Origin of the sequence: Brevundimonas sp. NPDC058933, from assembly GCF_049315965.1 — a bacterium.
In the GTDB taxonomy this organism is placed as follows: domain Bacteria; phylum Pseudomonadota; class Alphaproteobacteria; order Caulobacterales; family Caulobacteraceae; genus Brevundimonas.
Genome location: NZ_JBMOSL010000008.1, coordinates 76,957 through 101,290 on the forward strand (window position 1 = coordinate 76,957; position 24,334 = coordinate 101,290).

General features: G+C 61.9%; 30 protein-coding genes. 12 read left to right on the forward strand and 18 right to left on the reverse strand.

Features of this window, described 5'->3' with window-relative positions:
• Window positions 1-13: 13 nt before the first annotated feature.
• A complete protein-coding gene (locus ACOZBP_RS13275) occupies window positions 14-352 on the reverse strand; it encodes a hypothetical protein (RefSeq protein WP_153923404.1) in 339 nt (112 codons plus the stop codon).
• Between the two features lie 158 nt (window positions 353-510).
• Here ACOZBP_RS13275 and ACOZBP_RS13280 point away from each other — a divergent pair, with 158 nt between their 5' ends.
• Window positions 511-1,161, forward strand: a complete 651-nt coding sequence (locus ACOZBP_RS13280; RefSeq protein ID WP_422676835.1) for a hypothetical protein — start codon at window positions 511-513, stop codon at window positions 1,159-1,161.
• Between the two features lie 373 nt (window positions 1,162-1,534).
• On the opposite strand, the gene ACOZBP_RS13285 is transcribed toward ACOZBP_RS13280, so the two are convergent.
• Together ACOZBP_RS13285 and ACOZBP_RS13290 are read right to left on the reverse strand one after the other, a co-directional pair.
• The gene (locus tag ACOZBP_RS13285) at window positions 1,535-2,023 is read right to left on the reverse strand and encodes a Rap1a/Tai family immunity protein (protein ID WP_367118267.1); all 489 of its coding nucleotides are present in this window, start codon (window positions 2,021-2,023) and stop codon (window positions 1,535-1,537) included.
• Window positions 1,941-2,891: a chromate resistance protein ChrB domain-containing protein gene (locus tag ACOZBP_RS13290; protein ID WP_176695932.1), complete on the reverse strand. Its 951-nt coding sequence runs from the start codon at window positions 2,889-2,891 to the stop codon at window positions 1,941-1,943. Before ACOZBP_RS13290 ends, ACOZBP_RS13285 begins: the two co-directional genes overlap by 83 nt.
• 157 nt (window positions 2,892-3,048) lie before the next feature.
• Between ACOZBP_RS13290 and ACOZBP_RS13295 the strand changes: the two genes are divergently transcribed.
• Together ACOZBP_RS13295 and ACOZBP_RS13300 are read left to right on the forward strand one after the other, a co-directional pair.
• On the forward strand, window positions 3,049-4,305 hold the full coding sequence (locus tag ACOZBP_RS13295) for a chromate transporter (RefSeq protein WP_157105659.1): 1,257 nt from the start codon (window positions 3,049-3,051) through the stop codon (window positions 4,303-4,305).
• Between the two features lie 3 nt (window positions 4,306-4,308).
• Window positions 4,309-5,283, forward strand: coding sequence for an LppY/LpqO family protein (locus ACOZBP_RS13300; protein ID WP_205751310.1), 975 nt, complete (start codon window positions 4,309-4,311; stop codon window positions 5,281-5,283).
• Window positions 5,284-5,733: 450 nt separating this feature from the next.
• Here the strand turns inward: ACOZBP_RS13300 and ACOZBP_RS13305 are convergent, their stop codons facing one another.
• The gene (locus tag ACOZBP_RS13305; protein ID WP_165118089.1) at window positions 5,734-6,315 is read right to left on the reverse strand and encodes a class I SAM-dependent methyltransferase; all 582 of its coding nucleotides are present in this window, start codon (window positions 6,313-6,315) and stop codon (window positions 5,734-5,736) included.
• 87 nt (window positions 6,316-6,402) lie between these two features.
• Here ACOZBP_RS13305 and ACOZBP_RS13310 point away from each other — a divergent pair.
• Window positions 6,403-7,160 (forward strand): IS5 family transposase gene (locus tag ACOZBP_RS13310; RefSeq protein WP_156796487.1). Its coding sequence is split into 2 segments (ribosomal slippage): window positions 6,403-6,724 and window positions 6,724-7,160, totalling 759 coding nucleotides; the frame shifts between segments, so codons are not numbered across the junction.
• On the opposite strand, the gene ACOZBP_RS13315 is transcribed toward ACOZBP_RS13310, so the two are convergent.
• From ACOZBP_RS13315 to ACOZBP_RS13350, 8 genes are all read right to left on the reverse strand, one after another.
• Entirely contained in the window at window positions 7,091-8,053 is a 963-nt protein-coding gene (locus ACOZBP_RS13315; RefSeq protein WP_422676836.1) for a hypothetical protein, read from the reverse strand. The genes ACOZBP_RS13310 and ACOZBP_RS13315 overlap by 70 nt on opposite strands.
• An 81-nt stretch (window positions 8,054-8,134) precedes the next feature.
• On the reverse strand, window positions 8,135-9,385 hold the full coding sequence (locus tag ACOZBP_RS13320) for a type II restriction endonuclease (RefSeq protein ID WP_205751311.1): 1,251 nt from the start codon (window positions 9,383-9,385) through the stop codon (window positions 8,135-8,137).
• Window positions 9,372-9,842, reverse strand: coding sequence for a very short patch repair endonuclease (locus ACOZBP_RS13325; RefSeq protein ID WP_165118093.1), 471 nt, complete (start codon window positions 9,840-9,842; stop codon window positions 9,372-9,374). The genes ACOZBP_RS13320 and ACOZBP_RS13325 overlap by 14 nt, the downstream gene beginning before the upstream one ends.
• Entirely contained in the window at window positions 9,832-11,100 is a 1,269-nt protein-coding gene (gene dcm, locus ACOZBP_RS13330; RefSeq protein WP_165118095.1) for a DNA (cytosine-5-)-methyltransferase, read from the reverse strand. Before dcm ends, ACOZBP_RS13325 begins: the two co-directional genes overlap by 11 nt.
• 125 nt (window positions 11,101-11,225) lie before the next feature.
• Entirely contained in the window at window positions 11,226-11,513 is a 288-nt protein-coding gene (locus ACOZBP_RS13335) for a hypothetical protein (RefSeq protein WP_165118097.1), read from the reverse strand.
• Window positions 11,514-11,555: 42 nt separating this feature from the next.
• Window positions 11,556-12,176, reverse strand: a complete 621-nt coding sequence (locus ACOZBP_RS13340; RefSeq protein WP_165118099.1) for a hypothetical protein — start codon at window positions 12,174-12,176, stop codon at window positions 11,556-11,558.
• A gap of 61 nt (window positions 12,177-12,237) precedes the next feature.
• On the reverse strand, window positions 12,238-12,804 hold the full coding sequence (locus tag ACOZBP_RS13345; protein ID WP_165118101.1) for a recombinase family protein: 567 nt from the start codon (window positions 12,802-12,804) through the stop codon (window positions 12,238-12,240).
• A 156-nt stretch (window positions 12,805-12,960) separates the two neighbouring features.
• Window positions 12,961-14,139 carry a zinc-dependent alcohol dehydrogenase gene (locus ACOZBP_RS13350; protein WP_165118103.1) on the reverse strand — a complete coding sequence of 393 codons (1,179 nt, stop codon included), beginning with the start codon at window positions 14,137-14,139 and terminating at the stop codon, window positions 12,961-12,963.
• A gap of 88 nt (window positions 14,140-14,227) precedes the next feature.
• Here ACOZBP_RS13350 and ACOZBP_RS13355 point away from each other — a divergent pair, with 88 nt between their 5' ends.
• Window positions 14,228-14,386, forward strand: a complete 159-nt coding sequence (locus ACOZBP_RS13355; RefSeq protein ID WP_165118105.1) for a hypothetical protein — start codon at window positions 14,228-14,230, stop codon at window positions 14,384-14,386.
• Window positions 14,387-14,422: 36 nt separating this feature from the next.
• Here the strand turns inward: ACOZBP_RS13355 and ACOZBP_RS13360 are convergent, their stop codons facing one another.
• From ACOZBP_RS13360 to ACOZBP_RS13370, 3 genes are all read right to left on the reverse strand, one after another.
• A complete protein-coding gene (locus tag ACOZBP_RS13360) occupies window positions 14,423-14,731 on the reverse strand; it encodes a plasmid stabilization protein (protein WP_165118107.1) in 309 nt (102 codons plus the stop codon).
• 20 nt (window positions 14,732-14,751) lie between these two features.
• The gene (locus ACOZBP_RS13365; protein ID WP_165118109.1) at window positions 14,752-14,934 is read right to left on the reverse strand and encodes a hypothetical protein; all 183 of its coding nucleotides are present in this window, start codon (window positions 14,932-14,934) and stop codon (window positions 14,752-14,754) included.
• A gap of 102 nt (window positions 14,935-15,036) precedes the next feature.
• Complete coding sequence (locus tag ACOZBP_RS13370; RefSeq protein ID WP_422676837.1) at window positions 15,037-15,513, reverse strand: ATP-binding protein; 477 nt, start codon at window positions 15,511-15,513, stop codon at window positions 15,037-15,039.
• A 64-nt stretch (window positions 15,514-15,577) separates the two neighbouring features.
• Here ACOZBP_RS13370 and ACOZBP_RS13375 point away from each other — a divergent pair, with 64 nt between their 5' ends.
• The 7 genes from ACOZBP_RS13375 (at window position 15,578) to ACOZBP_RS13405 (ending at window position 22,367) form a co-directional block, all read left to right on the forward strand.
• The gene (locus ACOZBP_RS13375; RefSeq protein WP_066521070.1) at window positions 15,578-16,345 is read left to right on the forward strand and encodes an IS6 family transposase; all 768 of its coding nucleotides are present in this window, start codon (window positions 15,578-15,580) and stop codon (window positions 16,343-16,345) included.
• Window positions 16,332-17,144, forward strand: a complete 813-nt coding sequence (locus ACOZBP_RS13380; RefSeq protein ID WP_422676838.1) for a FecR family protein — start codon at window positions 16,332-16,334, stop codon at window positions 17,142-17,144. The genes ACOZBP_RS13375 and ACOZBP_RS13380 overlap by 14 nt, the downstream gene beginning before the upstream one ends.
• Before the next feature lie 134 nt (window positions 17,145-17,278).
• Window positions 17,279-19,759, forward strand: coding sequence for a TonB-dependent siderophore receptor (locus tag ACOZBP_RS13385; protein ID WP_165118083.1), 2,481 nt, complete (start codon window positions 17,279-17,281; stop codon window positions 19,757-19,759).
• On the forward strand, window positions 19,759-20,961 hold the full coding sequence (locus ACOZBP_RS13390; protein WP_165118081.1) for a PepSY-associated TM helix domain-containing protein: 1,203 nt from the start codon (window positions 19,759-19,761) through the stop codon (window positions 20,959-20,961). The genes ACOZBP_RS13385 and ACOZBP_RS13390 overlap by 1 nt, the downstream gene beginning before the upstream one ends.
• Complete coding sequence (locus ACOZBP_RS13395; protein WP_062126525.1) at window positions 20,961-21,176, forward strand: hypothetical protein; 216 nt, start codon at window positions 20,961-20,963, stop codon at window positions 21,174-21,176. The genes ACOZBP_RS13390 and ACOZBP_RS13395 overlap by 1 nt, the downstream gene beginning before the upstream one ends.
• Complete coding sequence (locus tag ACOZBP_RS13400; RefSeq protein WP_062126528.1) at window positions 21,166-21,930, forward strand: energy transducer TonB family protein; 765 nt, start codon at window positions 21,166-21,168, stop codon at window positions 21,928-21,930. The genes ACOZBP_RS13395 and ACOZBP_RS13400 overlap by 11 nt, the downstream gene beginning before the upstream one ends.
• Window positions 21,927-22,367 (forward strand): hypothetical protein, encoded by a 441-nt coding sequence (locus tag ACOZBP_RS13405; protein ID WP_062126531.1) that lies wholly within the window; start codon window positions 21,927-21,929, stop codon window positions 22,365-22,367. The genes ACOZBP_RS13400 and ACOZBP_RS13405 overlap by 4 nt, the downstream gene beginning before the upstream one ends.
• On the opposite strand, the gene ACOZBP_RS13410 is transcribed toward ACOZBP_RS13405, so the two are convergent.
• The 3 genes from ACOZBP_RS13410 to ACOZBP_RS13420 all read right to left on the reverse strand — a co-directional run bounded on the left by ACOZBP_RS13410 (window position 22,362) and on the right by ACOZBP_RS13420 (window position 24,303).
• Window positions 22,362-22,634 carry a WGR domain-containing protein gene (locus ACOZBP_RS13410; protein ID WP_062126535.1) on the reverse strand — a complete coding sequence of 91 codons (273 nt, stop codon included), beginning with the start codon at window positions 22,632-22,634 and terminating at the stop codon, window positions 22,362-22,364. The two genes, ACOZBP_RS13405 and ACOZBP_RS13410, sit on opposite strands and share 6 nt — an antisense overlap.
• Window positions 22,635-23,015: 381 nt before the next feature.
• Window positions 23,016-23,279 carry a DksA/TraR family C4-type zinc finger protein gene (locus ACOZBP_RS13415; protein ID WP_024310576.1) on the reverse strand — a complete coding sequence of 88 codons (264 nt, stop codon included), beginning with the start codon at window positions 23,277-23,279 and terminating at the stop codon, window positions 23,016-23,018.
• A gap of 127 nt (window positions 23,280-23,406) precedes the next feature.
• The gene (locus ACOZBP_RS13420) at window positions 23,407-24,303 is read right to left on the reverse strand and encodes a bestrophin family protein (protein WP_062126538.1); all 897 of its coding nucleotides are present in this window, start codon (window positions 24,301-24,303) and stop codon (window positions 23,407-23,409) included.
• Between the last annotated feature and the right edge of the window lie 31 nt (window positions 24,304-24,334).

A 24,334-nucleotide genomic window follows, 5' to 3' on the forward strand; every position in this document is an offset into this window, starting at 1 on the left:
CGTGGGAGCCGCTTCAGCCCTGCGAACGGCGAGCTTTCAGCAGTCGGTTCGCATTGAGGACAGTGATGTAGGGCACGGCGAGAAACAGAAGCAGTCCCAGCGAAAGCAACGCCAGTGGGTTCCCCGTCTCCAAGGCGTAGGAGATTCCCCAAAACACCGCCCCCAGGAGGGCCACGGTCATGATGGCGGCGAACACATAGGTCGCGACCGCCCCGGCTATCAGTCCCGGACCCGCGAGCGCGAAATTCAGCTGGGCCTCCAAGACGCGCTGGGCTTGCGGCGACAGGTTCAAAGACGAAGGGGCGGCTTGCATGGCATCGGTCTCCTTGGTGTTCTTGTTCGGTTCTACCACGACGGCCTCCATGCAACTAGGACGGCAACATCATCTCGCAGATCGCGCAAAACGCCAAGCGTGCCCGGATCTGTGACGCTGCACTTACGTCGACCACCCTCGACGTGGGATATTTCAACATCGTTTCCAAGTGAGGGTAGGGGTTCCCACCAATGAAGATGAAATCCATCGCGGCCGCCGCCGCCGCGCTCCTCGCAGCCGCCGGCATCGCCAGCGCTGCAGAAGCGCAAAACCGTCAGCGCAGCTATCAAGCCTACGCAATCATCGACATCGAGACGGAAGCCGCCAAGGGCGTGATTATCGACGCTGCAGAACGCGTCCTTGAGGGCTACGCCAGCGACTTTCAGTCGAACCGTCCGATCGCCGTCCAGACTCCGGAGCAACCCGGCCGCTTCGTGCTGTCGAACCCGCTGGCGGAGAGCCGCCTTGCCGGACTTGCCGCCCTGGGCGGGGTCAGCACTCAGCAGTTCATGGTCGCGACCTGCGACGGCGCTGTCTGGACCGCCCACGTCACGCGCCGGGTCTCGGGCAGCCAGGAGCTGCGCACCACGCTCTGCCTGTTCCCCTACGCGCGTGAGGACCGGCAGGGTTATCACCTGAACATGTTCGCCAGCGACACCGCGATGAGCGGTGGCGGCGTGACCGAACGCCTCGGCCGGGCTCTGGCCAACCGTCTGGTCGGGACGCCGCAGGAGTTCACGGAAAACATGCTCCGAGGGACGGTGCAGGCCATCGAAGCTCGCACCGGCGCCTCCGCAATCCTCATCGAAGGCGAGCCGGAAATCCCGGGTCTGGCCTGGAAGCGGTAACTCGCGTGCACACCGCCAACGAACTGGACTCCTGCGGTCAGAACGAGTGGGCGCCTCGAGCCACGCTGGGCATGTTTTTGGCAGTAGTGAACGGGCGACAGAGCTATTCGACAAAGCTCAGTCGCCCGTTCGCGGGATCGAACCGTAGTCAGAAGAAATCTTGGCGCTGATCAACTTACTTGGTGTCAGCTCTTGACGTTCGGAAGGTCCGCTAACGGCGCGAACAGAACCGGTGTATCAGCTCGCGCCAGCCCTCGGCCGCGCGGGCAACGCCTCGCGCAATACACGGATTGCCGACCGCAGGAAGATCAGGGCGATAATCCCGCCCACGCCCGTGTCGAGCATGCCCAAGTCGGCAGGCTCAAACAGGCCCTCAGCTGGAGCTGGGATCGATCTGCCGAGCGCAAGGCCACGCCTTAGTCAACGCCTCGTTGGCTCCGGCCGCCATGTGCTTGTCTCTGAGATAAGTCTCTGATTCGGCCCAGCGCAGATAAGCTTGGCGGAGACGCTGACGGTCATATCTCGGGGCGCCGCACACGGCGCGACGGACGATCAACTCATCGAGCATACCCTGCAGATAGGCTCCGCACTCGGGCGCCCCGCGTCTGCATTGCTCCAAAAGGGCGGAGCCGGTTGCGGAAGGCGGAACATCTTGAGTCACGCCCGATCCCGGTGAGACAACTAAGCTTGCGAGCGAAAAGTAGAAAATACCGAGGTTCATAATCTTCGGCCTCCTTGGGTCAAACCTGTTACGAGAACTTTCATGCAGAGCTCGCAGTTCACGCCTTTCGCCCTCTGCTGAAATAGGCGTAAAACTGTTCAAGCGCGGCGGTTCCCTCCGCCAGCCGTTCGTTGTCATCATCCGTTCGGGCGCAAATTCCGGCGATGAGGGCGCCCAGGCCGGCCGTCTCCGGCCGATTGAAGCGGCTGTCAGCGATGTCGAGGTCGTGAATGATTTCGCCGATCGCGACCAGCGCGGTATCATTGTCGAGTTGTGTCCGCACGAGCAGCGTCTCGAAGGTGCAGCGCTCGCCTTCGTGGGTGAACTCGGCATTCGCCATGTCAAACCTGAGTTCGTCCGCGGCAGGCTCGTAGCCTTGGCCGTCGACGAACTTGAAAGTCGCTTCGGGGTCGATGAAGCGCTGGATCAGCCAGGCCGACGCGATACGATCGACATGGATGCCGCGCCGGGTGATCCAGACCCGCTGTCTCAGGTCGGCGGTCGCGATCACCGCCTGACACGTCGAACTGACGTCAGGGTGCCGCGTCGAGCGCGTCACCAGGTCTGCGAGCGCCGCTTCGGCAGCTTGCCGGCCGTGGGTGCCGAAATAGTCGATGGCCGCGATTTCGGCCAGACGCGCGCGCAGGCGAACAATCTCGCGGGCGACCTGCCCGTCGTCGATCGTGCGCGCCTCGCGGGCGAGGTCCTCGTAATCGGAATCGCGAACCGCATCGAACAGGGCTCGCACGTCCGCGTCTCCCAAGCCACCGACCAGCGCAGCCTCCAAAATGATGGCCTCACCCCCGCCCTCGGTGATCTCGCGCAGCAGGTCGTCGAACAGAGCTGCCGTGTCGTCGCGAAGCGGTAGCGCGTGAACGGCGTTCTTCAGCGGAGTCGCCCCGATCGCCTGCAGCCGCCGCCAGACTTTGACGCGCAGATAGGCGGGCTTGGCGGGCAGTTGGTGGATCAACAGCAGCCAAGGGGCGCGCGAGCCGGGGAACGAAATCATATACAAGGTGTATCATTCAATGACCACAAATGATACAGGTGAACGAGCTAGCGAGTTGAGGAGGTGGTATGACCTGGGTCGCCTGCGATTGGTCACCTGAAACTGGAAGTTGGTCTGGTCGGAACGAGGTCCCTGGCGCGACTCCGGGCCTAGCGGCATGAGCGCCGGAACGGACATCAATACGACGGTCGATCTCTCGGAACCGCGCCCGGAGGCCGCGCCGCCCAACCTGACGCATGCGCAGTTGTTCATTCGGTTTCTAAGGTTCGGCTTGCTGGCCTGGGGCGGTCCGGTCGCACAGATCGCCATGGTGCGCCGTGAACTGGTCGACGACGAGCGCTGGATCTCCAGCGAGCGCTTCAACAGGCTGCTGGCAGTGATGCAGGTGCTGCCGGGCCCCGAGGCGCACGAACTCTGCGTCCACCTGGGGATGCGCGCCAAGGGAAGACTCGGGGGCATCCTCGCTGGCCTGGGCTTCATGCTTCCCGGCTTTCTCCTCATGATGGCGCTGTCATGGCTCTATTTCCGTATCGCCCTGATCGACACAGCGCTCGGCGCGGCGTTCCTGGGGATTCAGGCGGCGGTGATCGCGTTGATCGTCGCCGCCGTCCATCGGATCGGAAAGCATATCCTGCTGGACGGTCGCCTGTGGATGCTCGCCATCATCTGCGGCCTGGCAGCCTTCGCCGGCGCTCCGTTCTGGATCACCCTTCCGGCCTCCGGGGCGATCTACGCGCTATGGGCGCTCGGGCTGCGAGTATTCGCTGCGCTTGTCGCCGCCGGGGCGACGGCTCTGACGATTCTGGTAATGCTCTTGGCGCCCGATGCCGCAACGCCAGAGGTCCAAACGGCGATCGGTGACCCCGGCCAAGCGCCCGTTTGGCTGTTGTTCGTTTCCGGCTTAAAGGCCGGCCTCCTCACTTTCGGCGGCGCCTACACCGCGATCCCGTTCGTTCGCAACGACGCCGTGGGTCAAGGTTGGATGAACGATGGCCAATTTCTGGATGGCTTGGCGCTGTCGGGCATCCTGCCGGCGCCTCTGATCATCTTCGCAACTTTCGTCGGCTATTTCGGCGGCGGACCGCTCGGCGCCGTAGCCATGACCGTCGGAATATTCCTCCCGGCATTCGCATTTTCGCTGATCCTCTACGACCGTTTGGAATCGGTGCTGGAAGCCAAGCGGCTGCATGCCTTTTTGGCAGGCGTCTCAGCCGGCGTGGTTGGCCTCATCGCCGCTACGACGATCGACTTGGCGACGGTCACAGCCCAGCGCGTCCCGGATCTGATCATTGGCGTGTCTATCTTCGCGGTCGCTTTGGCGTTGCTCTACACATGGAAGAATAAGCTCAACGTCGTGGTCGCGTTGGCCGCCGCCGGGTTAGCGGGCTGGGTCTTTTTCGCTCCGGCGAGTTAAAGCGTGGCCGACTACAACTATCGTAAGTCCCCCAAGCATCGAATAATCAGTTACGAAACGGAGCGTGCGATGAACCGCAGACATATGGTCCAGATCCTGGCAGTCATGGCGCTATCGCCGACGGCGATAGCGACCAAGGGCGCTGCCCAATCCGACAAGCGGGAGGTCATCTCGTCCGCGGCCGGCGTCCAGGCGACCGTGGCTCCCGACGGTGTCGTGCGCATCGCCTGGTCGCGAACCGACGTCCCGGTGACAGTGGACGGCGCCCCCCTCGCGCCGGCCGCCGGTTTGGGTTCCTGGGCCGCTTTCAAAGCGCACGGCGACGACAATGTCATGCTGATGGGCGACACCGTGGTGTTCGAGGACGAGATCACGGCCGCCATGGACGCCGCCTTCGCCGCCGGGCTGCAGGTCACCGGCCTGCACAATCACTTCATCTTCGACGATCCGCCCGTCTATTTCATGCACGTCGGCGGCACGGGGCCGGCGCACGACCTGGCCACCGGGGTGAAGGCCGTGTGGGACGCCATTCGAGCCGTTCGTGCGGAGACGCCGACACCTCGACGACGCTTTCCTGGATCCACCCCGACCGTTGCCGGAGAGTTCGATGTCGCTTCATTGCGGCGCTATTTCGAAGTCGATCCCGAGCTGAACGGTGGCGTGGTCAAGTTCACCTTGCCGCGCACGGGTCGCATGCATGGCGTCGAAGTCGGAGGATCGATGGGATTGACGACGTGGGCGGCCTTCTCCGGAAGCACCGCGATGGCGACTGTGGCCGGGGACTTCATCATGACCGCTGAGGAGGTGCAGCCGGTGCTCCGGTCGTTACGGGCCGGAGACATCCATGTCGTGGCTTTGCACAATCACATGATTGGGGAGACCCCCGCGTTCTATTTCGTCCACTATTGGGGCAAGGGACCCGCAGAGGACTTGGCCCAGGGAGTCAACGCGGCGCTGGCCGTGCAGAAGGGCTCGTAGAAGGCATCTCGTCGTCCTCAGGCGACATCAATCTTCACTTGTATCACGCCTTTGATGGGGCGCGCCGTTCCTGTGAACTTGCTCCGGCCAGCCTCAACTGGGGGCGGTGATGAACGGGTGAAATGATGAGCTCTCCATGTGAACCGATCTCCGCGTTTGACGCCGAGGCCCTGCGCCTCCGCCCGCGGCTGTGTTCGGCTGTCGAGGGCTTGCGCGGTTTGAAAACGACGAGCGACATAGCGCTTTTATCTCCCCGCGCTGGCATATCGAGAGACAGATCGGGCGTGATCGAGCGACGTGGGGGAGGTTCGTCTTATCGCCGAAGGCGGGCGGCGAACAAGGGTGGAACTGGAGCACCGTCATCTCGACCGGCACGGCGAGGGCCGGGGCCTTGCCGCTGGCGTTCAGTCCGATCAGGGCCGAAGCGGCGCGCTGGGGCGGGTTGGCCTCTCACTCCATCCGACAGAGGCAATACATGAACTGCTGATTCGTACCCCAATGCGTCTCGTGCAACTCCCTAACGCTGTCCAGGAGACGGAACTTCGGCCCAAACTCGCCGTGAAGATGTTCGGCGTCGTAGCGGACTACGTCCAGGCCGCTGCACTTGTCCGGACCGTCCGGCCCGAACGTCGCGACAATCACGTGGCCCCCGGGCCTGACAGAGCGGGCGATCTGCCGAACATATGCGGCTCTGTCGCCTGCGCTGGTCAGGAAGTGGAAGACGGCCCGGTCGTGCCAGACATCGTAGCGAGCCGGTTCCAGCTCAACAGCCGTAATGTCGCCGGTGATCCAATGCACCGCGGCGGCGGACATACCCAGACGGGACTTCGCCACGTCAATCGCCGCCGGGGAGATGTCGAGGACCGTGACGTCGCTGTAGCCCTGCGCGACGAGATCATCGACCAGCGTCGCTTCTCCGCCGCCCACGTCAATGATCGCGCTGCTGGCGGATGGCGCAGAGTCTGCAATGAGCCGTAGCGAAACCTCAAGATGGGGTCGATACCAGCTGACCTCTTCCACCGCCTTGTTCATAAACGGTTTCCCAATGCGTTTGATTAGGCTCAGGACCCATTGATGTGATGTGCTCGATCTGATTCAGGCTCTGTAAGGAGACTGGATATGAGCGACCTCTATTGGCTGACGGACGAGCAGATGGCGCGGCTGCAGCCGCACTTCCCCAAGAGCCACGGCAAGCCCAGGGTGGATGATCGTCGGGTGTTGAGCGGGATCATCTTCGTCAACCGCAACGGGCTTCGCTGGCGTGACGCGCCGCCGGTCTATGGCCCACACAAGACGCTGTACAACCGCTGGAAGCGTTGGAGCGAGGCCGGGATCTTCATCCGGATGATGGAGGGACTGTCCGGCGCTCAGGCCGAACGGCGCACCCTCATGATCGACGCGACCTATCTCAAGGCGCACCGTACGGCTTCGAGCCTCGCGGTAAAAAAGGGGGTCTTGGGCGGCTCATCGGACGCACCAAAGGCGGCATGAACACCAAGCTTCACGCCGTAACCGATGCGAACGGACGCCCCATCAGCCTGTTCATGACGGCAGGCCAGGTCAGCGACTACACCGGTGCTGCGGCCCTGCTGGACAGCCTTCCCAAGGCCCAATGGCTGCTGGGCGACCGGGGCTATGACGCAGACTGGTTCAGGGACGCTTTGGAGGCCAAGGGCATCACGCCCTGCATCCCCGGTCGAAAATCCCGGACCGCGCCTATCCGTTACGACAAGCGCCGGTACAAAAGCCGAAACCGCATCGAAATCATGTTCGGCCGGCTCAAGGACTGGCGTCGCGTCGCCACCCGCTACGATCGGTGCCCGACCGTCTTCCTGTCCGCCATCGCCCTCGCCGCTACAGTGCTATTCTGGCTATGAGTCCTGAGCCTAGAAAAGTACGAAATATACTCAACCTCATCGAATATTATCGCGACTTTTTTATGGTCCGGTATTTGTTTGATTAATTTGGCTAGAGCCTCTGAAAGAAAGCGGTCGTCGGAGGGAAGTGGGTAACGCACTCCGATAACCTCGGAAAGGTCTTCCGCTATCTTTCTTAGTAGCTCACTTGACGTTCTCTGCCTGATAGACGTGGATTTACAATCATAAAACAATGTCACCACATTCTGCTGAGCCGCAAGATCCCTCATCAATTTATAAAGAAAAGAGGTTTTACCAGTCTTTCTTAGACCAAATACGCCACGATTCTCGCCGTTTTTAACTGAGTCCATAAAGGAGTGCAGCAGCGCTGAACGTCCGAAGAAGTAAGTATCTTTTTCTAACGGCAGCCTGTAATCAAACAGATTACGTGCAAATAACTGCGTGGCTACTCTGTTTCGCACATACCAAGCGTTGCTGCCGGATGCTACCAGATCGTTAGCAACGAAACCTACGGTTGTTCTTGACTCATTAGTAGAGGAGTACTCTGAAATCCAACGTTCGACATCAGAATCGTTTGATACTAGTATGGCAAAAAGCCGATCTACCCTGCCTCTAGCAGGGTCATCATTCATAAACTGCTCAATAGATTGAAGCGTTCTCGCCTCCAATTTATCATAAGGGCTATATACCAGTAGCACCTCGCGGTTTATTCCGAATGTTTCCTCGGTAGCCGGCTCTGGCTTAAGAAAGTACACCGAGTAGTCTGATCCATGAGCTCTCCTACGGTGAGCCCATGTGATATCGAACGCGCTCTGGAAGCGCTTTATCCAATCGAGCTCTTCGGGATGATTGCGCAGATGACCATTTTTGACCTCATCGTGGATTCTTCCCAATGCTCTATCCTCGGATTTCGATCTAATCGGGTTCGTAAGAAACAGGTGCGGATTGACTACTCTCTACAGCAAAGGGAACAGTTAAGCGTGCCCTGCTAGCGGCAACAGCCGCACGTCGCCGATGAAGCTTTCGAGCGTCTGGAGGTGAGGGCGAACGTCCTTCGGGAAGGTATCAGCAATACCGGCTGGTACGACGAGCTGCACGCCAGCATTGGTCATCTCGCGGAACTGCGACTCTGAAACACCCTCCTGCAACGTCAGCAGGTGCTTGGCGGGAATGCGATCGGCTTCGTTGAGGATTTGTCGCCAGCGATCCTTACATGTCGTCTTTACCGCCAGCATCCGGAGTCGGTCGGCCGGAAAGCTCGCATCGCGATAAGCGGCGACCGAGGGAAACAGGAAGTCGGGTCGCTTGCCGGGTTCGGATTCCGGCTGGTGAGCGAAGTGCGTGCCCTCGACCAGCCGTTCTTCAATAAAGATCGCGCGGGCATGGAGTTCCAGCGACCGGCCGGACCTCGCCTTGCGGCGCTGGAGAATGGTCTGGGCACGTGCGATGAAGTCGTCCACCGTCACGAACCCGGCTCGGATGAACGGCAGCTCGATCGCCTGCTCGACGCTTCGGAAAATCTCGAACTCGCAATCGCGGCGACGCACCAGCCGCTTGTCGGGGTCAAGGCCGGCATCGGCACGCAGCTCGACCGCCTTGCGGATGATATCGACGCCAGAGGGGAATTTGGTGCGCCACGCCGCTGGTATTTCATTATCCGCCAGCCAGCAGCTCGCCCGCACCGGCGGGGCCTGCAACAAGCCAAGCAACCCCTCCTGCGCAGGGGGCCACAACAGCCATTTGCCCGGCTCAACCGGCCCGACGCGATCTTCGACCAGATCCTCTTCCGTCTCATGGCGGCAGACCCAGACGTGACAGTCAGCTACCTCGGGAGGCTCAACCTTACTGAACGCAAAAATGGTCAGCGCCCCGGTGCTTTCCGGGTCGAGCAGCGCTGATGCTCCGCCTCCGAAGTTCGTGACCCTCGTTTCATCGCGGCCACGCTTCGCCGTCGTGTCATGATAGTGGTTGTTGTACCAAACCGCCCTCACCTCCCGGTGATCGGCATGAGAATCGACGTACAGGCTGAACCATACGTCGGGGTTCTTCACGTCTTTCCGGTTGAGCGCAGGAAAGAGCGGGAACAGCACCTCGCGGGGGATATAGGGACCGGCCTGATGGGTCTGGTTCGCCAGCGTGTCGTTGCCCGACAGGCGTTTCACGTACCAGACGAAGCCCGGGCCGCCATATTCGTCTAGCCATTCGACAAGATCACCTACCGGCACGCAGCGTTCCCCTGATCTCCCCCTGTTTCCGATCGGAGCGAAGCCAGTCAGCCGCGAGTGGCATGACGGCATCGGCCCCGATCCGGCCGGGGCCTTTCATCGAGCATTCCCAGATTTTCAGCACGCGCCATCCGGCATGGTCAAGCGCGGCTTCCACCTCAGCATCACGTTCCTGATTACGGCCGATCTTCTGCCGCCAGAAATCTTGGCGCGTGCCCGGCCACCGGAACAGCGGGCAGTCGTGCGCGTGCCAGAAACAGCCGTGAATGAAGATGACCGCGCGCCACCGGGGCAGCACCATGTCGGGCTTGCCGGACAGTGCGCGATCGTGAAGCCGGAACCGGAAACCAAGGGCGTGAAGGCCGCGCCGTACCACCAGCTCGGGCTTGGTGTCCTTCCCCCTGATCCCGGCCATCATGCGGCTGCGTGTCGCCGCATCGACTATATCACCCGGCAAGCGCCAGCTTCCGCTGGAGCCGTTCCGGCTCGATCTGCGCGCGATCGACCAGCCACGGCAGCATATGCTCGGCCACTGCCTTCACCACCGGCACGACAACGGCGTTGCCGAACTGGCGATAGGCTTGGGTGTCGGACACGGGGATGATGAAATCCCGGCCGCCAGGTTCATCGAACCCCATCAGCCGGGCGCATTCACGCGGGGTAAGCCGGCGGGGATTCTTCCCTTTCTGCTCGACAAGAATCTCCGAACCGTCCTTGTAGTAGCGCGCCGACAGCGTGCGGGCGACGTCGCCGGGCCCGACCAGCCCGAACCCGAACCCGTTGCCGGCGGCCTTATGCTTGGCCGCGTAGCCCTGAAGGTAGCGCCACAGGTGATCGGTGAGCGTGTACTTCTCCGACACCGACGCGATGTTGCCGCGGGTATAGGGCGCGTCCAGCTCTTCGGTGCCGTCCTCGGGATGCAGGATGGTGCTGAGTTTCGGACCGTTGAGCATGTCGGGCAGCACGAGGTCGGCAAAGGTGAAGTCATTCGGATCGCGGAAGCCGACGATGAAGATGCGCTCGCGCTGCTGGGGCACGAACGCCTTGGAATTGATGACCTTCCAGTGGACCTGATAGCCCAGCTCGGCCGTCAGCGTGCGGTGGATCACCTCGAACGTCCGCCCCTTGTCGTGGTTGACCAAGTTCTTGACGTTCTCCAGCAGGAACGCGCGCGGGCGGTGATGCTGGATGATCTTTGCCACGTTGAAGAACAGCGTGCCCTGCGTCTCGTCGGCAAAACCGTGCGGCCGGTTGAGCGCGTTCTTCTTTGATACGCCCGCGATCGAAAAGGGCTGGCAAGGGAAGCCCGCCAGCAGCAGGTCGTGCGGCGGGATGCTCTCCACCGACACCTTGGTTATGTCGCCGGTGACCTCATGCTCGCAGTCATAATTGGCGAGGTAGGTGGCCTGCGAGTATTTGTCCCACTCGCTGGTGAAGACACATTCGCCATACTCATCGAAGCCGCGGCGCAGGCCGCCAATGCCCGCGAACAGGTCGATAAAACGGAAAGCCTTCGTGCTGGCTGGCACCGCCGCCTGTCGGTGTTCGCGGATCAACGTGTCCAACATCCGCATCGCCGCCTTGCGGGGCAGTGTCTCGCCGCGTTCCCAGCGATATACGGTACGGCGCGAAAATCCCGAACTGGCCGCGAATGCGTCGATGCTGACACCGGCGCTGGTGCGGAGGCGGGAAAAGTCGGAAACGGATGATCGCACGGCAACCTCTGGGAATATTTGTGCCACTCTGTCGTGGCGTTTCCCTATTTTCAAGAACAAAACACGAATTGCGGTGAACTGAGCGAGGTAGTCAGGCAGGTGTTCGGTTCTTGAGGGGTCCGCTGTTATCGGCCCGGATCGGGTGCCATGACGTACAAGGTGCCGCTTCCGCGGGCACGATAGACCACCAATTCCGCTGCATCGCCGCCGCTCGCTATCTGTAGCCAGACAGGCCCCCGACCTGGATCGGGGGCCTGATAGTCGGGCGAGGACTCCAGCAATGCCTGCATTTCACTGGGCAAACGCCGAAACTGCATCGTGCTGGCAGGATGCAGGCCGGTGATGAAGGGCAGCATGTCATGTCCGCTGTGAAGCGTACGGGTGATCGTTTTCAGCTCATCATCGTCGATCATCTGCCGCACCTCACTCCTTCGCGTGCAAAACACAAGGCGTGGTCAGGACAGCGCAGATGACGCCAGTGCCCAGCGCCCCGCTTGGTATCGTTGCGGACGATAGGAAGCTGCGCGTCGTGCCGCAGGGCCGAGGCTTCTGCTGAACCCGCTGCGACGGCCGACAATGCTGCCTTGTGGTGACGGGCGGATTTTCCAGAGACGCGCAAAGTGCGGGTCCATACCCTTCAGGATGTAACGCTTGGCTCCAACGACACGGTAGATGCGGCGGTGCTTTATCGCAGTGGCGCTGTCGATGGCTCCCGCAGTGGCCGCCACCCATTCAGGTACTTGGCGCCAGAACTCACGGATCAGCCCCCGCGGTATATGCACCAGCCAGTGTACGGCGATCTGCCCGCCGGCCGCCTCAAATGCGTAAACGTAGGCCGGCGGTACGCCCTTCCTGTTTTTGGGATGCCGACGAAGCCAACGTGCAAACCAGTCCGACAGGAGGTTGCGGAAGGTCGCGGTCGCGTCGTCGGCCGGGCACTGCGTCTTCGAGTAATTGATTGTGACAAATTGGTTTAGCGGACAACCGATCTGCTCGGCCAGTCGTGTTGCATGATGAATGTTGGCTGCCGGCTTTCTTCCAATCTGGGCCGTTACCCGCTTGCTGCTGTCTTCCACGACCCTGACTCGCTGAGGTTCCCGACCTGTTCCTATCTCAGCCATCTATACTATTGAAGCGTCAGCCTTGCTCCCGATGCTTCCGCAACACGCGCTGCACGGTCGAGCGGGACACGCGGAACAGGCTGGCGAGCTGGGCGGGGGAACCTTGGCCGGCTTCCGCCTTGGCGATGATCTCGGCGCGCTGCTGGCCGGTGAGACTCGGTCGACGGCCAAGGTGCCGGCCGGCGCTGCGTGCGTGTGCCAAGCCGTTTATGGTCCGCTCCCGGATCATGGCGCGCTCGAACTCGGCGAACGCGCCCAGCATCTGCGTCATCAGCCGGCCTGGCGCGGTGGTGGTGTCGATCGCCTCGGTCAACGATCGGAAACCAGCACCGGCCGCGGTGATCGCCTCCAGCGTGAACAGAAGGTCGCGGAGGGATCGCGACAGTCGATCAAGCTTCCACACCACCAACACGTCGCCGGGCTTCAACGCGCCGATCGCGCGCGCCAGCTCGGGACGGTCAGCTCGGCCGCCCGATGCCTCCTCCTGATAAATGGGATCGCACCCCGCATCGCGGAGCGCGCGAAGCTGAGGGTCTATGTCTTGGGAGTCACCTCGGGACACGCGAGCATAGCCAGTTTCCATGCCGTCATTCTGACATGGGGTTTTGACACCTGCAAACCCTTGAAAAAGCTGGGGCAGGGTGCCGGTGTCAAAACCGACCGGTTATGACACTCGCCAAAACCACGGCTCATAAGGAAGCCCGCGCACCGCTTGACGGTACGCGGGCTCTAAGTCATTTCAACCGTGCGGGCGCATCACCACCTTGATGACGCCGTCTTCCTTATCCCGAAACTTTTTGTACATCTCGGGAGCGTCCTCGAGACTGGCCGGGTGAGTAATTACAAAGCTGGGGTCAATTTCGCCAGCTTCAATGCGTGCCATCAGCGGCGCGGTGTAGGCTTGGACGTGGGTCTGGCCAGTTTTGATCGTCAGCCCCTTGTTCATCATCGCGCCGAGCGGGACCTTGTCGCCCATCCCGACATAGACGCCGGGGATCGAAACGGTGCCGCCCATCCGGCAGCTCATGATCGCTTCTCGCAGCACATGGATGCGGTCGGTGGCAAGGCCGACCGTGGCCTTGGCCTTGTCGAGAACCGCATCGACCGAGCCATGCCCGGCAGCTTCGGCGCCCACCGCGTCGATGCAGCTGTCAGGCCCGCGGCCCTTGGTGCGGAATTGCAACTCGTCATAGACATTGTCGACTTCGGCGAAGTTGATCGTTTCGGCACCGCCGGCTTCAGCCATGGCGAGGCGTTCGGGCACTTCGTCGATCGCGATCACGCGACCGGCACCGAGCATCAGCGCCGAGCGGATCGCGAACTGGCCGACCGGACCGCAGCCCCAGATCGCGACGGTGTCGCCTTCCTCGATATTGGCATTCTCGGCGGCCATGTAACCGGTCGGGAAGATGTCCGAGAGGAACAGCGCCTGCTCATCGGTGACATTGTCGGGCACTTTGATCGGGCCGAAATCGGCCATCGGCACGCGCAGATATTCGGCCTGGCCACCGCAATAGCCGCCCAGCATGTGGCTGAAGCCGAACAGGCCGGCGGGCGAATGGCCCATCGCCTTGATCGCCATTTCGGCATTGGGGTTGGTCGTGCAGCAGGCCGAAAACAGTCCCTTCTTGCAGAACCAGCACTCGCCGCAGCTGATCGTGAACGGCACCACCACGCGGTCGCCGATTTTGAGGTTCGTCACCTCCGAGCCCAGCGCTACGACCTCGCCCATATTCTCATGGCCCAGAATGTCTCCGCTCTCCATGGTCGGCTGATAGCCATCGAGCAGGTGGAGATCCGATCCGCATATCGCGCAGGCCGTAACCTTGATGATGGCATCCCGAGGATGCTTGATTTCGGGATCGGCAACGGTGTCTACCCGAACGTCACCTTTTCCATGCCAACATAGTGCGCGCATTATTGTTCTCCGACGTTATTACCGAAGAACGCTCAGGATCGGCGATCGTTCCGGTCTGCCGGGATCGATCGCCACATCATCCTGGAAGGTGCTTACCTACGAAACCGATCAAGGCGGCTATGTCGTCGATCTCGACAAGGACATGCTCGAAAAGGCGCCGTCCTACCGCTCGGGCGACGAACCCCGCTACGACCGCGCCTATGGCGAGCAGGTCAACAGCTACTACGGCGTCGGCGGCTACATTTGATCTTCGCAGGGGCGGCGGTCATGCCGTCGCCCCGCTTCATTTCTTCTCGGCGTTCCGCTTGCGGGTCGCTGCGCCCTTCTTGGCTGATGCAGAACGATCAGCGGCCGACCGGTGCGCCGATGCTTCGCCGCCCTTCTTGCCACCCTTCTCGGAGGACTCGTGCGTGTCGGGCTTGCCACGGCCGGACCCGGACTTGTTGCCCCCGCCGCTCTCCTTGTTGACAGTCGCCCAGGCGCGACGCTCGGCTTCGTCCTTAGGAGTGCCGCGATCCTCGTAGCCTTCCTCGATATGCTCGGCTTTGCGCTTCTGCTTGTCGGTATATTTGTCCTTGTCGCCCTGCGGCATCGTCCCTGTCCTCCCTATTATCAGCTTGAACGAATTGTCAGCTTCGGACGAGTCTGAGCTAGACGCAACTCGCGCGCCTGAGCCTCATATTCGATCGCGAGCAGCCGATGCGCCGATGCAGCCTCGGTACTGGCGCTGGCTTCAGCCGCTGCGGCTTCCTCGCGGGCGCGGCGTTCATAGTATTCAAGGTTATCGTTAGTCATAAAGGCTCCGGCATTTATCCATTACAAGGTTCAACTGCTGGTTCTCTAGGATGCGTTTCGCTTCGCCTGACAGGTCCGGCCTGATTGGCTGTTCCGGGAGCATCAAGCTCCACCAGATTGGACGGCCACCCTGATCTCGAACACTTTCGATCCGGGAGGGGGCGGAATGAACAACCCCCCGATCGATGCCACCAATCGCTTCACCAGCCCAAGCCCGAGACCATCACCGCTGCGGCTCGTAGCTTCGGGGAAGGGAAGACCATCGTCATCGACCATGATCGTCACCTCACGGCCGGGACTTCCGCCGGCCGTGATGCGGATGTGCCCGCTTTTCCCTTCCTCGAACGCGTGCTTGATGGCGTTCGTCGCCAGCTCATTCACGACAAGCGCCAAGGTAGTGATCTGGTGGGGGGAAAGGCCGTGAACCTCTTGTTCGACCTGCATCGAAATCAGGATGGAGCGCGGCTCGGCCTGCGCGTGCAAGGCCTCGCACACCTGCCGCAATGCTCCGCCGATCGACGGCTGACGGTCCTGGCTCAACGCGCTGCGCGCGCGCGCAAGAATGGAAACGCGCTCCATGAGGCTCTGTTGCAAACTGATCCGATTTTCGGTGATCTGTCTTGCCGAGAGTGAGGGTGGCGCGATGTCAGGGTTCAAAGGGCGGCATTTTGAGGGTGAGATCGTGCTTTGGGCGGTGCGATGGTACTGCCGGTATGGCATCAGCTACCGGGATCTTGAGCAGATGATGGGCGAACGTGGCGTGAATGTTGACCATTCCACGATCTACCGCTGGGTTCAGAGATACGCCCCGGAGATCGAGAAGCGGCTGCGCTGGCAATGGCGCCGCCCTGCCTCGACGAGTTGGCGGGTCGATGAGACCTATATCAAGGTTCGTGGTGCCTGGACGTATCTGTATCGCGCGGTCGACAAGGACGGGAACACGATCGATTTTTATCTCTCGCCAACGCGGAATACGAAGGCTGCGAAGCGTTTCCTGGGCAAGGCGCTGGGCGGGTTGAAGGACTGGGAGAAACCCGAGATCATCAATACCGATAAGGCGCCGACCTACACCGCCGCCATTGCTGAACTGAAAGCGGAAGGCAAATGTCCCAAGGATACCCAGCATCGCCAGGTGAAGTATCTGAACAACGTCGTTGAGGCTGACCATGGCAAGCTGAAGCAGCTGATCCGGCCGGTGCGGGGTTTCAAGACACTGAAGACGGCGTATGCGACGATCAAAGGCTTCGAGGTGATGCGGGCCCTGCGCAAGGGACAGGCAGCTGCCTTCAATCTCACCCGCGACATTTGCGGCGAGGCGCGGCTGGTCGAGCGTGCCTTCGGCCTCGGCGCTTGCGCCCTCACCGAAGCCATTCAACTCATCGGCAAACGGATGGAACTTGAAGCAGCCTAATGGGCACCGCTCGAACAGCCATGAGACGAACTGCGCCCGTCATCACAGTTTGCAACAGAGCCCGCGCCGGCGTATCCACCAATTCGCCGGGGGCGCCATCGCCGCCTCCCTGCTGATGCTCGCGACCGCTCCGCACCTTCTGCTGCTGATGCGCGCTGATTATCGGACCGGAACCGGCCAGCGTCAGGAGGCTTCGCTGCCTGATGGCTCGCGTGTCGTGCTGGACACCGATTCCGCGATCGCGCTCGCTTACGACGGGAATGAACGGCGGATCAAGCTGCTGCGCGGCCGTGCCTGGTTCGATGTGCGGCATGATGACGCCCGCCCGTTCCGTGTCGCGGCGGAGGGGGGCGTCACCCAAGACGTGGGGACGGCCTTCGCGGTCGAGCGCGATGACGATGGCGTGGACGTAGGGGTCAGCGCCGGCGTGGTGCGCGTGACGGCGCCGGAGGGCCAAGAGGAGGCTACCACGCTCAGGGTTGGCGAGCGGCTGCATTATCGGCCGGGAGGTTCGTCCGAACGGCTCGCCTCGACGGACAGCGCCAGCATCGCCGCATGGCGCTCGGGCGCGCTGCTGCTGCGCGACCTGCCGCTGTCCCGCGCCATCCATGAAATCGGCCGCTATCGCTCGGGGCCGATCTTCACCTTCGGCGATCTCGACGCGGCGCAGCCGGTGAGCGGCGCCTTCCGCACGGATCAGCCCGACGACGCCTTGGCGACGCTCGCGGCGATGCGCCAGCTCCGCATTCGTGCGCTGCCTGGGGGCATCTTGATCGTGCAGCCCAAAGCCCCCTCCTAAAAATATTTTCGTGCTGCCTTTGGGTAAGGGCCTTCGAGAACAGTCATAGGGGCGTCCCAAGCGAGTTGCGATTGCGTCGCAGGGGCAAGAAGCCCGCCTTCGGTGGGTTGGACAACCGCTCGGGGGATTACCGAATGTCGCTTTCTACGCCGTCTGCCAACCGTTCTGTCCGTGCTTTCTCTCGCCGGCTGCTCTATGCCGCGAGTGCGTTGAGCCTCGCCATCCCGGCAGCGGCCTGGGCGCAGGCCGCCCCATCGGCCACCAGCGCCAGCCATGATTTCGCGATCCCCGCTCAACCGCTCGAAGCGGCGCTACGCGAGTATATGCAGCAATCGGGCGTGCAGGTCGGCTATGAGAGCGGGGATGTGGCAGGGCGCACCAGCGCGCCGGTCAACGGCGCAATCGGCGCCAGCGAGGCGCTGTCCCGGCTGTTGACCGGCACCGGCCTCACCTATCGTTTCACCGCGCCCACAGCCGTCCGGCTCGAACCCGCCCCTACGGCCGAAGCCGGCACGGTGCAGCTCGGCCCGGTGCGCGTCGAGGGCGACAACGGTTCACAAGCCAGCACCTATGCCAACGGGTATGATCCCAAAGCCAGCGATCCCTATGCGAAGATGTCTAATCCGCCGACGACGGTGGGCAGCAAAACCCCGCTGACCCAGCGCGAAATCCCGCAAACGATCACGGTCATCACGCAGGAGCAGATTCAGCAGCAGAATATGCAAACCCTCAATGACGCCATGCGTTGGACGCCTGGCGTAACCATTGGCAACACCGACTCCGAACGAACGGACTTCTACTCGCGTGGTTTCCCGATCACGACATGGATGTTGGACGGGATGCCGACAACGCAGAATCTGTCCTCAATCGCACCAAATCTTGCGATGTTTGATCGGGTTGAAATCCTGCAAGGCCCTGACGGGCTCATGAACGGCTTCAGCAACGAAGGTGGTGCTCTCAATATGGTGCGCAAACGCGCGCCGAACACCTTCCAACTCAAAGCTGAGGCCCTCGCTGGGACATACAACGACTTTGGAGGCACCCTCGACGTGGGCGGCCCGCTCAACAGTTCCGGTTCCATCCGGGCGCGCGTGGTTGGCAACATTCAGAGCCAAGACCTGATGTGGGATACGAGCTTTCGCCACGACAAGCTCATTTACGGCACGCTTGAGGCTGATTTGACGCCGACTACGCTGCTCCGGGTGGGTGGGAGCTATACCGACATAAATGAGAGGGGGAACTGGGAAGGGGCCTTGGCCTACGACACGCCAGTAAATGGCGAATATATCCTTTACGGCAACAGATCGACCAATACCGAGGCGCCGTGGAGCCATAATACCTATTCATACAAGACCGCGTTCGCCGAGCTGGATCAAAAGCTTGGCTCAGGCTGGTCCGGCAAGCTCGCCTTTAACTATTTGGGCAGTCACTCGGTCGTTCTTCAAGGGCTCGCCCAAGGGTTTCAAAACAACTCGGACCTTACAGACTATATAGCCGAGACGTGGCACCAAACCGACAATCAAGAGTCGGTCGATGCGTTCGTTACCGGGCCGGTGCACCTGTTCAATCGCACCCACACTCTAACATTTGGGGCAACCTATCAGCGGGAGGATTTCGTCGACACGGCATATCGGTGCGGGCCAACTGACAGTGCAGGCGGCGGAACCTTTTGCCAAGCCGAAGAGCCATTGTCCTGGGTGCAAAATGCACCGGAGCCGGCCTTTAACTCACCCACTACCTTTCATTATACGACGGCGATCAATCAATACGGTCTCTATGGCAATGCACGTATCAGCTTGGCTGATCCGCTGACTCTCGTGGCCGGCGCACGCGCAATATGGTGGGACACCAACAGCCAGGGTAATGTCACCGCCTCAAATCGAGTCTCGGGCAAGGTGACTCCTTACGCTGGCCTTATCTACAATATCAGCAAGAACTATTCCGCATATTTCAGCTACGCTACAATTTATAATCCGCAATCTTCTAGAAACGCGGAGGGCAATGTTCTGCCTCCTCTGGAGGGCGTTCAGTATGAGGCTGGCGTAAAGGGGGAATATCTTGATGGTCGGTTGAATGCCTCGGTTGCTCTGTTCCAGCTAACGGAAGAGAATCGAGCAATTTCTGACCCGAGATACCCGGACCAAGGTTATTATATCGCGACGGGGCGCGCTAGAAGCCGTGGCGTCGAGGTAACGGCAACCGGCCACTTAACAAACAATTGGATCATATACGGCGGATACACATACACGGACGCAAAGTATCTCGACTCCAGCGAGAACGCCAGCGGCGTTGGATTCGCCAGCATTGCTCCGAAGAATCTTTTTAAGCTGTCAACGACTTACACTCTGCCCGGAAGCCTGAGTAAGTTCAGTGTGGGCGGCGGAGTTTATGTTAGTAGCGGAATCTATGCCACCGATGGCAACGGAAACTATTTGCGCCAAGGTGGATATGCGACACTCGACCTGCGCGCCGCATACAAGATTACGGATCGGCTCACAGCGTCTGTGAATGTGACTAACGTAACCGACACCCATTATCTGATCCTAGAAAGTCCTTATGGTGGCTTCTATGGCGATCCTCGCAAAGCGCTGTTCTCCCTGCGCTATAGCATGTGATGGGTAGCCAGGCCGTGCGGTCACATGACAAGATTCGCGCTTGGGCCTCGATCCATAAGTGGGCGAGCTTGATCTGCACGGCCTTCCTGCTGCTGATCTGTCTGTCGGGGCTTCCGTTGCTGTTCAGTCGGGAAATCCATCATCTGACCGATACGGCCGTCTATGCGGAGATGCCGGCCGGCGCCCCCCGCCAGTCGCTCGATCGACTGGCGGGGCAGGCAAAGCGCATGTTTCCCCGCGAGATCGTCACCTCGATCTATGCCGACGATGAGGAGCCGCAGGTCTATGTCTGGATGGCGCCGTCCTTCGCGGCACAGCAGGCCAATCCGAAGGTCGCGCACTTCGTCCGCTTCGACGCTCATACGGGCGGGGTTATTGGTCGATCGACCCCGCCCGGTCAGCAGCAACGGACCTTTATGAACTGGATGCAGGGGCTTCACGAAGACCTGTTCGCCGGCTTGGTCGGCGAGCTGTTCCTTGGAACGATGGGCCTGCTGTTCGTCATTGCCATCGTCTCCGGCGTCCTTCTCTATGGTCCCTTCACCCGAAAAATGGATTTCGGCGCGGTGCGAACCGGGCGCTCCCGCCGCGTGCGCTGGCTCGACCTTCACAACCTGCTCGGCATCGTCACGCTAACCTGGGTGTTTGTCGTCGGCACAACGGGCGTGATGAACGAACTTTCGACGCCGCTGTTCGCTATATGGCAGCGGACTGACGTGGCGGCCATGCTGGCGCCCTGGCGGGGGAAGCCAACGCCCCGGCCTGATGAGCTGTCCTCGCCGCAAGCGGCGGCCGATACCGCGCTACGCGCGCTACCCGGCATGATCGTCACCAGCATCACTTTTCCCGGCGACGACTATGGCAGCCCCTATCACTATTTGCTTTGGGCGCATGGCAGCACGCCGCTTACCGCGCAGCTATTCAGCCCGGTTCTGGTCGATGCCCGCACCGGCAAGCTGACGGCTGTGGTGAAGATGCCGTGGTATCTGCGCGCCCTTGAGATTTCTCGCCCGCTCCATTTCGGAAATTATGGCGGGATGCCGCTCAAGATCATCTGGGCGCTGCTCGACCTCGTAACGATCGTGGTGCTGGGGAGCGGCCTCTATCTGTGGGCGGCCAAGCGCAAGCGCGCGCCGGCCGAAACGCAACGCGATCCGCACGCGCCGGCGCCCCCCCTCGATCTGCTAGAGGCGGCCGAGTGATGAAACGGCATCGCTCCACCTTTCGCCGTCAATGGTCGTGGCCGATCGCCCTCGCGGCGCTGACCCTGTTCGGCTTGCTCTCGGCGCTGTTCGGCGAAGGCGGCATCTGGTGGTGCCTGTCGTGGGCGGCGCTGGCGATCCCGCTGCTGGTGATCGCGCGCCACGTCCTGCGACCGACAGGGAGGCCGCAACACGCTCGCCACCATGCGCCCTGACGGCGACGACGCGCGCCAGGCGCGCGACGATGCCGAAACGCTGCCGATCGTGCTGCCGCTCCCGGTCGAGCGGCATCCCTATGCCCCGCCGCCCGAACACAAGATATTCGGCTTTCTCGGCACATGCCTGGTCTTTGCCGTGGCCTTCGCCGGCCTGCTCCTGACGTTCGAGCATCATTTCAACCCGCCGCCGCCCTCGGCGCCGCTGGTGGTGAGCCTGCTTCCGCTCGCCTCGCCGCCCGAGACGCCGCCCAAACCGAAAGAGGCGCCCAAGCCGGTCGAGAAGCACCAGCGCCAGCCCACGCCGCAAAAGGTCGTGCCGGTCGAGCGTCCGATCATCCCGGTCCCGACGATCGCGCCGCCCCCACCCGCGCCAGCGGTGAAGCCCGTCGATCCGACGCCCCCGCAACCGGAAACCGCCGCGCCCAAGACGGCGCCGGCGCCCCCCGCGCCGCAGGTATCGAGCAACGCGCCCGATACGTGGGAGGGCCGCGTTCTCGCCCGCTTGCAGAAATACCAGCGCTATCCCGGCGCGGCGAAGAGCGCCCGCCAGCAAGGCGTCGCCTATATCCGGTTCCGGATGAACCGCGACGGCCATGTGCTATCCTCGTCGCTGGTGCGGAGTTCCGGCTTCCCGGCGCTCGATCAGGCCGCGCTCGACACGCTGCGCCGCGCTGATCCGCTCCCCAAGATTCCGCCCGAACGGCCCGACGAAATCGAGCTGGTAGTGCCTGTGGAGTTCCTATTACGTTGAGCGCGCCCTTCTCCCCGATCGCGCTGCGTCGCCGCCCCGCGCTCGAACGCCGCGCCCTCGCCATGCTGCGCGGCGACGAACAGCATTTCCATGCCGATGAAGATGCCCGCGCCTCGGAGCCGTCGCGCCAGGCCGCGAAGTCGCAAGCGCTGTTCTTCGCCGAGCTGCGCCGCGTGGCGGCCCGCCACGGCATCACCGTGCTGCCGCCCGGTTCCCGCCTCGTCGGCGAGGGCGAAATGCTGCTGCTGACGTGGCTCGCGCAGGAACAGCGTATCACCAGCCACGGCCGCGCCATCCCGGCCGATCCGCTGCTGATCGCGGCCGTCGCCCGCTGCGCAGGCCTGCTCGATGCGCTCGGCATCCATCTCGGCCCGAATACCCTCTATGGGGCGCGGCTGCGCGGAAATCACGCGAGCGGGGCCGGGTCCGCCCTATAGCGGCCGATAGGCGACGCCGATCCGGTTCTCGGCCGAGTTGCGCCGGCGCAAGGTCGCGGCGATATGGCGCTCGGCCGCCTCGCGATCGGCGAAGGCGTGGGAACGGGCCTGACCGCGCGCGCCGATCCGGCCCCAGCGGGTTTCCACCAAGATCATGCCGAACAGGTCGAGGCTCGCGGTGATGCTGTAGCCGCGCCGGACGTTGCGGGCCGGGTCAAGCGCCACCAGCTCGATCGGATCACAAAGCGGGAGAGCTGCGCCATTCATGGCGCAAAGCCTACAAAATCAGGCCCGCGAAGTCCGGCGACATTCCTGAATCAGTGCGGGGGCGGTGATTCACAAAAGCGATCAGCGCGCCCGTGGTGCAGATTTCGATACACCGTGTTCAGCCGTTGAACACCGCCCGATCGGCTTGCCCATGACCGAGATGGCGAAGCCTGCTAGAAGATCGATGAAGCTGCGCGAACGGAGGGCGGCACATGGTTCAGGGCATCGTCATCGTCGCCATCCTGGCCGGCGCCGTTTGGTTCCTGATCCGGCATTTCAAGCGCGGCTGCTGCGACTGAGGTTCGGCCTCGCTATTGGGCGGCCTTCAGCTCCGTCGTACAATACACCGGATTCTTGGCCTTGGCCGCCCTCCATTCGTCATCAGCGCAACTGGCTGTCCTTGCTGCCCCGGCGATTGATGCCGGTGAAGGTGGGGCGCTTATCGCGTTCGCTTTGACAGGCGACACAGGTTCTTACGCCGGGTATGGCCGTGCGGCGTTTCGCGGGGATTTCGTCGCCGCACACCTCGCAGTCGGTGCTACCCTCGCCGGAAGGCAGACGCGATCGGGCGGCGAAAACCGCGTCCATGATCGTTGCATCAATCTGGTCCTGCACCGCACTATCGGGTGCCCATCCATTTGCCATCGCCGCAAGCTCCTCGATTTTGACCTTGGGGGTCAGATAGTCGGGGGCGCATGGGCCAAGCACGCGACTATCCAGCACAGCACCCGAATATAGGGTACTCCCTGCCAGTATCAAGGAGTGCGCAAATTTAGCTCAGGACGGATTTATGGGGTTCCAGTGGAGCGGGTAGATCTTCTTCGCCAAGCAGCGACAACATATCCCGCTCGATTGTCCGCTTCATCGCATAAAGCGGCAGACAGTTGGGCTCGACGCCGAACGGGTCTTCCAGCTCGTGTCCCAGCGCGTCGAGGCCGAAAAAGGTATAGGCGGTAAGGAGCACCGGCAGGAGCGTCCACCAGTCGAGTGATCCTGCGAGCGCGAAGGGAAGCATCACGCAAAAGATAATTGCGGTGCGATGAAGCAGCAGAGAATATGCGAACGGCACGGGCGTCGTGGATATCCGCTCGCAAGCGCCCTGAACCTTGCCGAAGGATCGCATGTCTTCTGCCACGACGGCATAGTGAATCGGCGTAATGACGCCAGTCTGCTTCAGGTGGAGCAGCCTACGCCCCATACGATCGAGCACGAGGTTGGTGACGTTCGGGCTCTTTGTCGCCGGGCCGATTTCGACCCACGGCGCAATAGCGGCGATTTCGTCCTCGCCGCGAAGGCGTGCGGTGAGGCCGCAGGCAAAGCCACATATGCTGTGGAGCAACGCTCGCCGATCCTCGTCAGGGAGAAGCGATGTCTCGCGCGCGAACGAACGGGCCGAGATAATCAGCTCGCCCCATAGCTGCCGCCCCTCCCACCATCGCGCATAGCAGGCATTGTTGCGAAAGCTCATGAAGATCGAGAGCGCGATGCCGATCAGGGTGAAAGGGATCGTCGAGATACGCGCGAAAATGCCGGGATGGGCTTGGGCGGCCAGGATGGCGATCACACTGACGATCGCTATCGCCGCCAGCCTCCGCGCGATGCGCGGCAAGATCGAGCCATGCACGGTGAAAATGATATCTTGGAAGCTCGGTTGCGATCGAACGATCATGGTCCGTGGAATGTCCTTCGCCTGTTTGCCG

Excerpts from the sequence above, each read along its gene's own strand:
- ACOZBP_RS13280 (WP_422676835.1), top strand. The coding sequence starts at position 511 with ATGAAATCCATCGCGGCCGCCGCCGCCGCGCTCCTCGCAGCCGCCGGC.
- ACOZBP_RS13285 (WP_367118267.1), bottom strand. The coding sequence starts at position 2,023 with ATGATGACAACGAACGGCTGGCGGAGGGAACCGCCGCGCTTGAACAGT.
- ACOZBP_RS13290 (WP_176695932.1), bottom strand. The coding sequence starts at position 2,891 with ATGATTTCGTTCCCCGGCTCGCGCGCCCCTTGGCTGCTGTTGATCCAC.
- ACOZBP_RS13295 (WP_157105659.1), top strand. The coding sequence starts at position 3,049 with ATGAGCGCCGGAACGGACATCAATACGACGGTCGATCTCTCGGAACCG.
- ACOZBP_RS13305 (WP_165118089.1), bottom strand. The coding sequence starts at position 6,315 with ATGAACAAGGCGGTGGAAGAGGTCAGCTGGTATCGACCCCATCTTGAG.
- ACOZBP_RS13335 (WP_165118097.1), bottom strand. The coding sequence starts at position 11,513 with ATGATCGACGATGATGAGCTGAAAACGATCACCCGTACGCTTCACAGC.
- ACOZBP_RS13345 (WP_165118101.1), bottom strand. The coding sequence starts at position 12,804 with ATGGAAACTGGCTATGCTCGCGTGTCCCGAGGTGACTCCCAAGACATA.
- ACOZBP_RS13350 (WP_165118103.1), bottom strand. The coding sequence starts at position 14,139 with ATGCGCGCACTATGTTGGCATGGAAAAGGTGACGTTCGGGTAGACACC.
- ACOZBP_RS13360 (WP_165118107.1), bottom strand. The coding sequence starts at position 14,731 with ATGCCGCAGGGCGACAAGGACAAATATACCGACAAGCAGAAGCGCAAA.
- ACOZBP_RS13365 (WP_165118109.1), bottom strand. The coding sequence starts at position 14,934 with ATGACTAACGATAACCTTGAATACTATGAACGCCGCGCCCGCGAGGAA.
- ACOZBP_RS13370 (WP_422676837.1), bottom strand. The coding sequence starts at position 15,513 with ATGGAGCGCGTTTCCATTCTTGCGCGCGCGCGCAGCGCGTTGAGCCAG.
- ACOZBP_RS13375 (WP_066521070.1), top strand. The coding sequence starts at position 15,578 with ATGTCAGGGTTCAAAGGGCGGCATTTTGAGGGTGAGATCGTGCTTTGG.
- ACOZBP_RS13385 (WP_165118083.1), top strand. The coding sequence starts at position 17,279 with ATGTCGCTTTCTACGCCGTCTGCCAACCGTTCTGTCCGTGCTTTCTCT.
- ACOZBP_RS13390 (WP_165118081.1), top strand. The coding sequence starts at position 19,759 with ATGGGTAGCCAGGCCGTGCGGTCACATGACAAGATTCGCGCTTGGGCC.
- ACOZBP_RS13395 (WP_062126525.1), top strand. The coding sequence starts at position 20,961 with ATGAAACGGCATCGCTCCACCTTTCGCCGTCAATGGTCGTGGCCGATC.
- ACOZBP_RS13400 (WP_062126528.1), top strand. The coding sequence starts at position 21,166 with ATGCGCCCTGACGGCGACGACGCGCGCCAGGCGCGCGACGATGCCGAA.
- ACOZBP_RS13410 (WP_062126535.1), bottom strand. The coding sequence starts at position 22,634 with ATGAATGGCGCAGCTCTCCCGCTTTGTGATCCGATCGAGCTGGTGGCG.
- ACOZBP_RS13415 (WP_024310576.1), bottom strand. The coding sequence starts at position 23,279 with ATGGCAAATGGATGGGCACCCGATAGTGCGGTGCAGGACCAGATTGAT.
- ACOZBP_RS13420 (WP_062126538.1), bottom strand. The coding sequence starts at position 24,303 with ATGATCGTTCGATCGCAACCGAGCTTCCAAGATATCATTTTCACCGTG.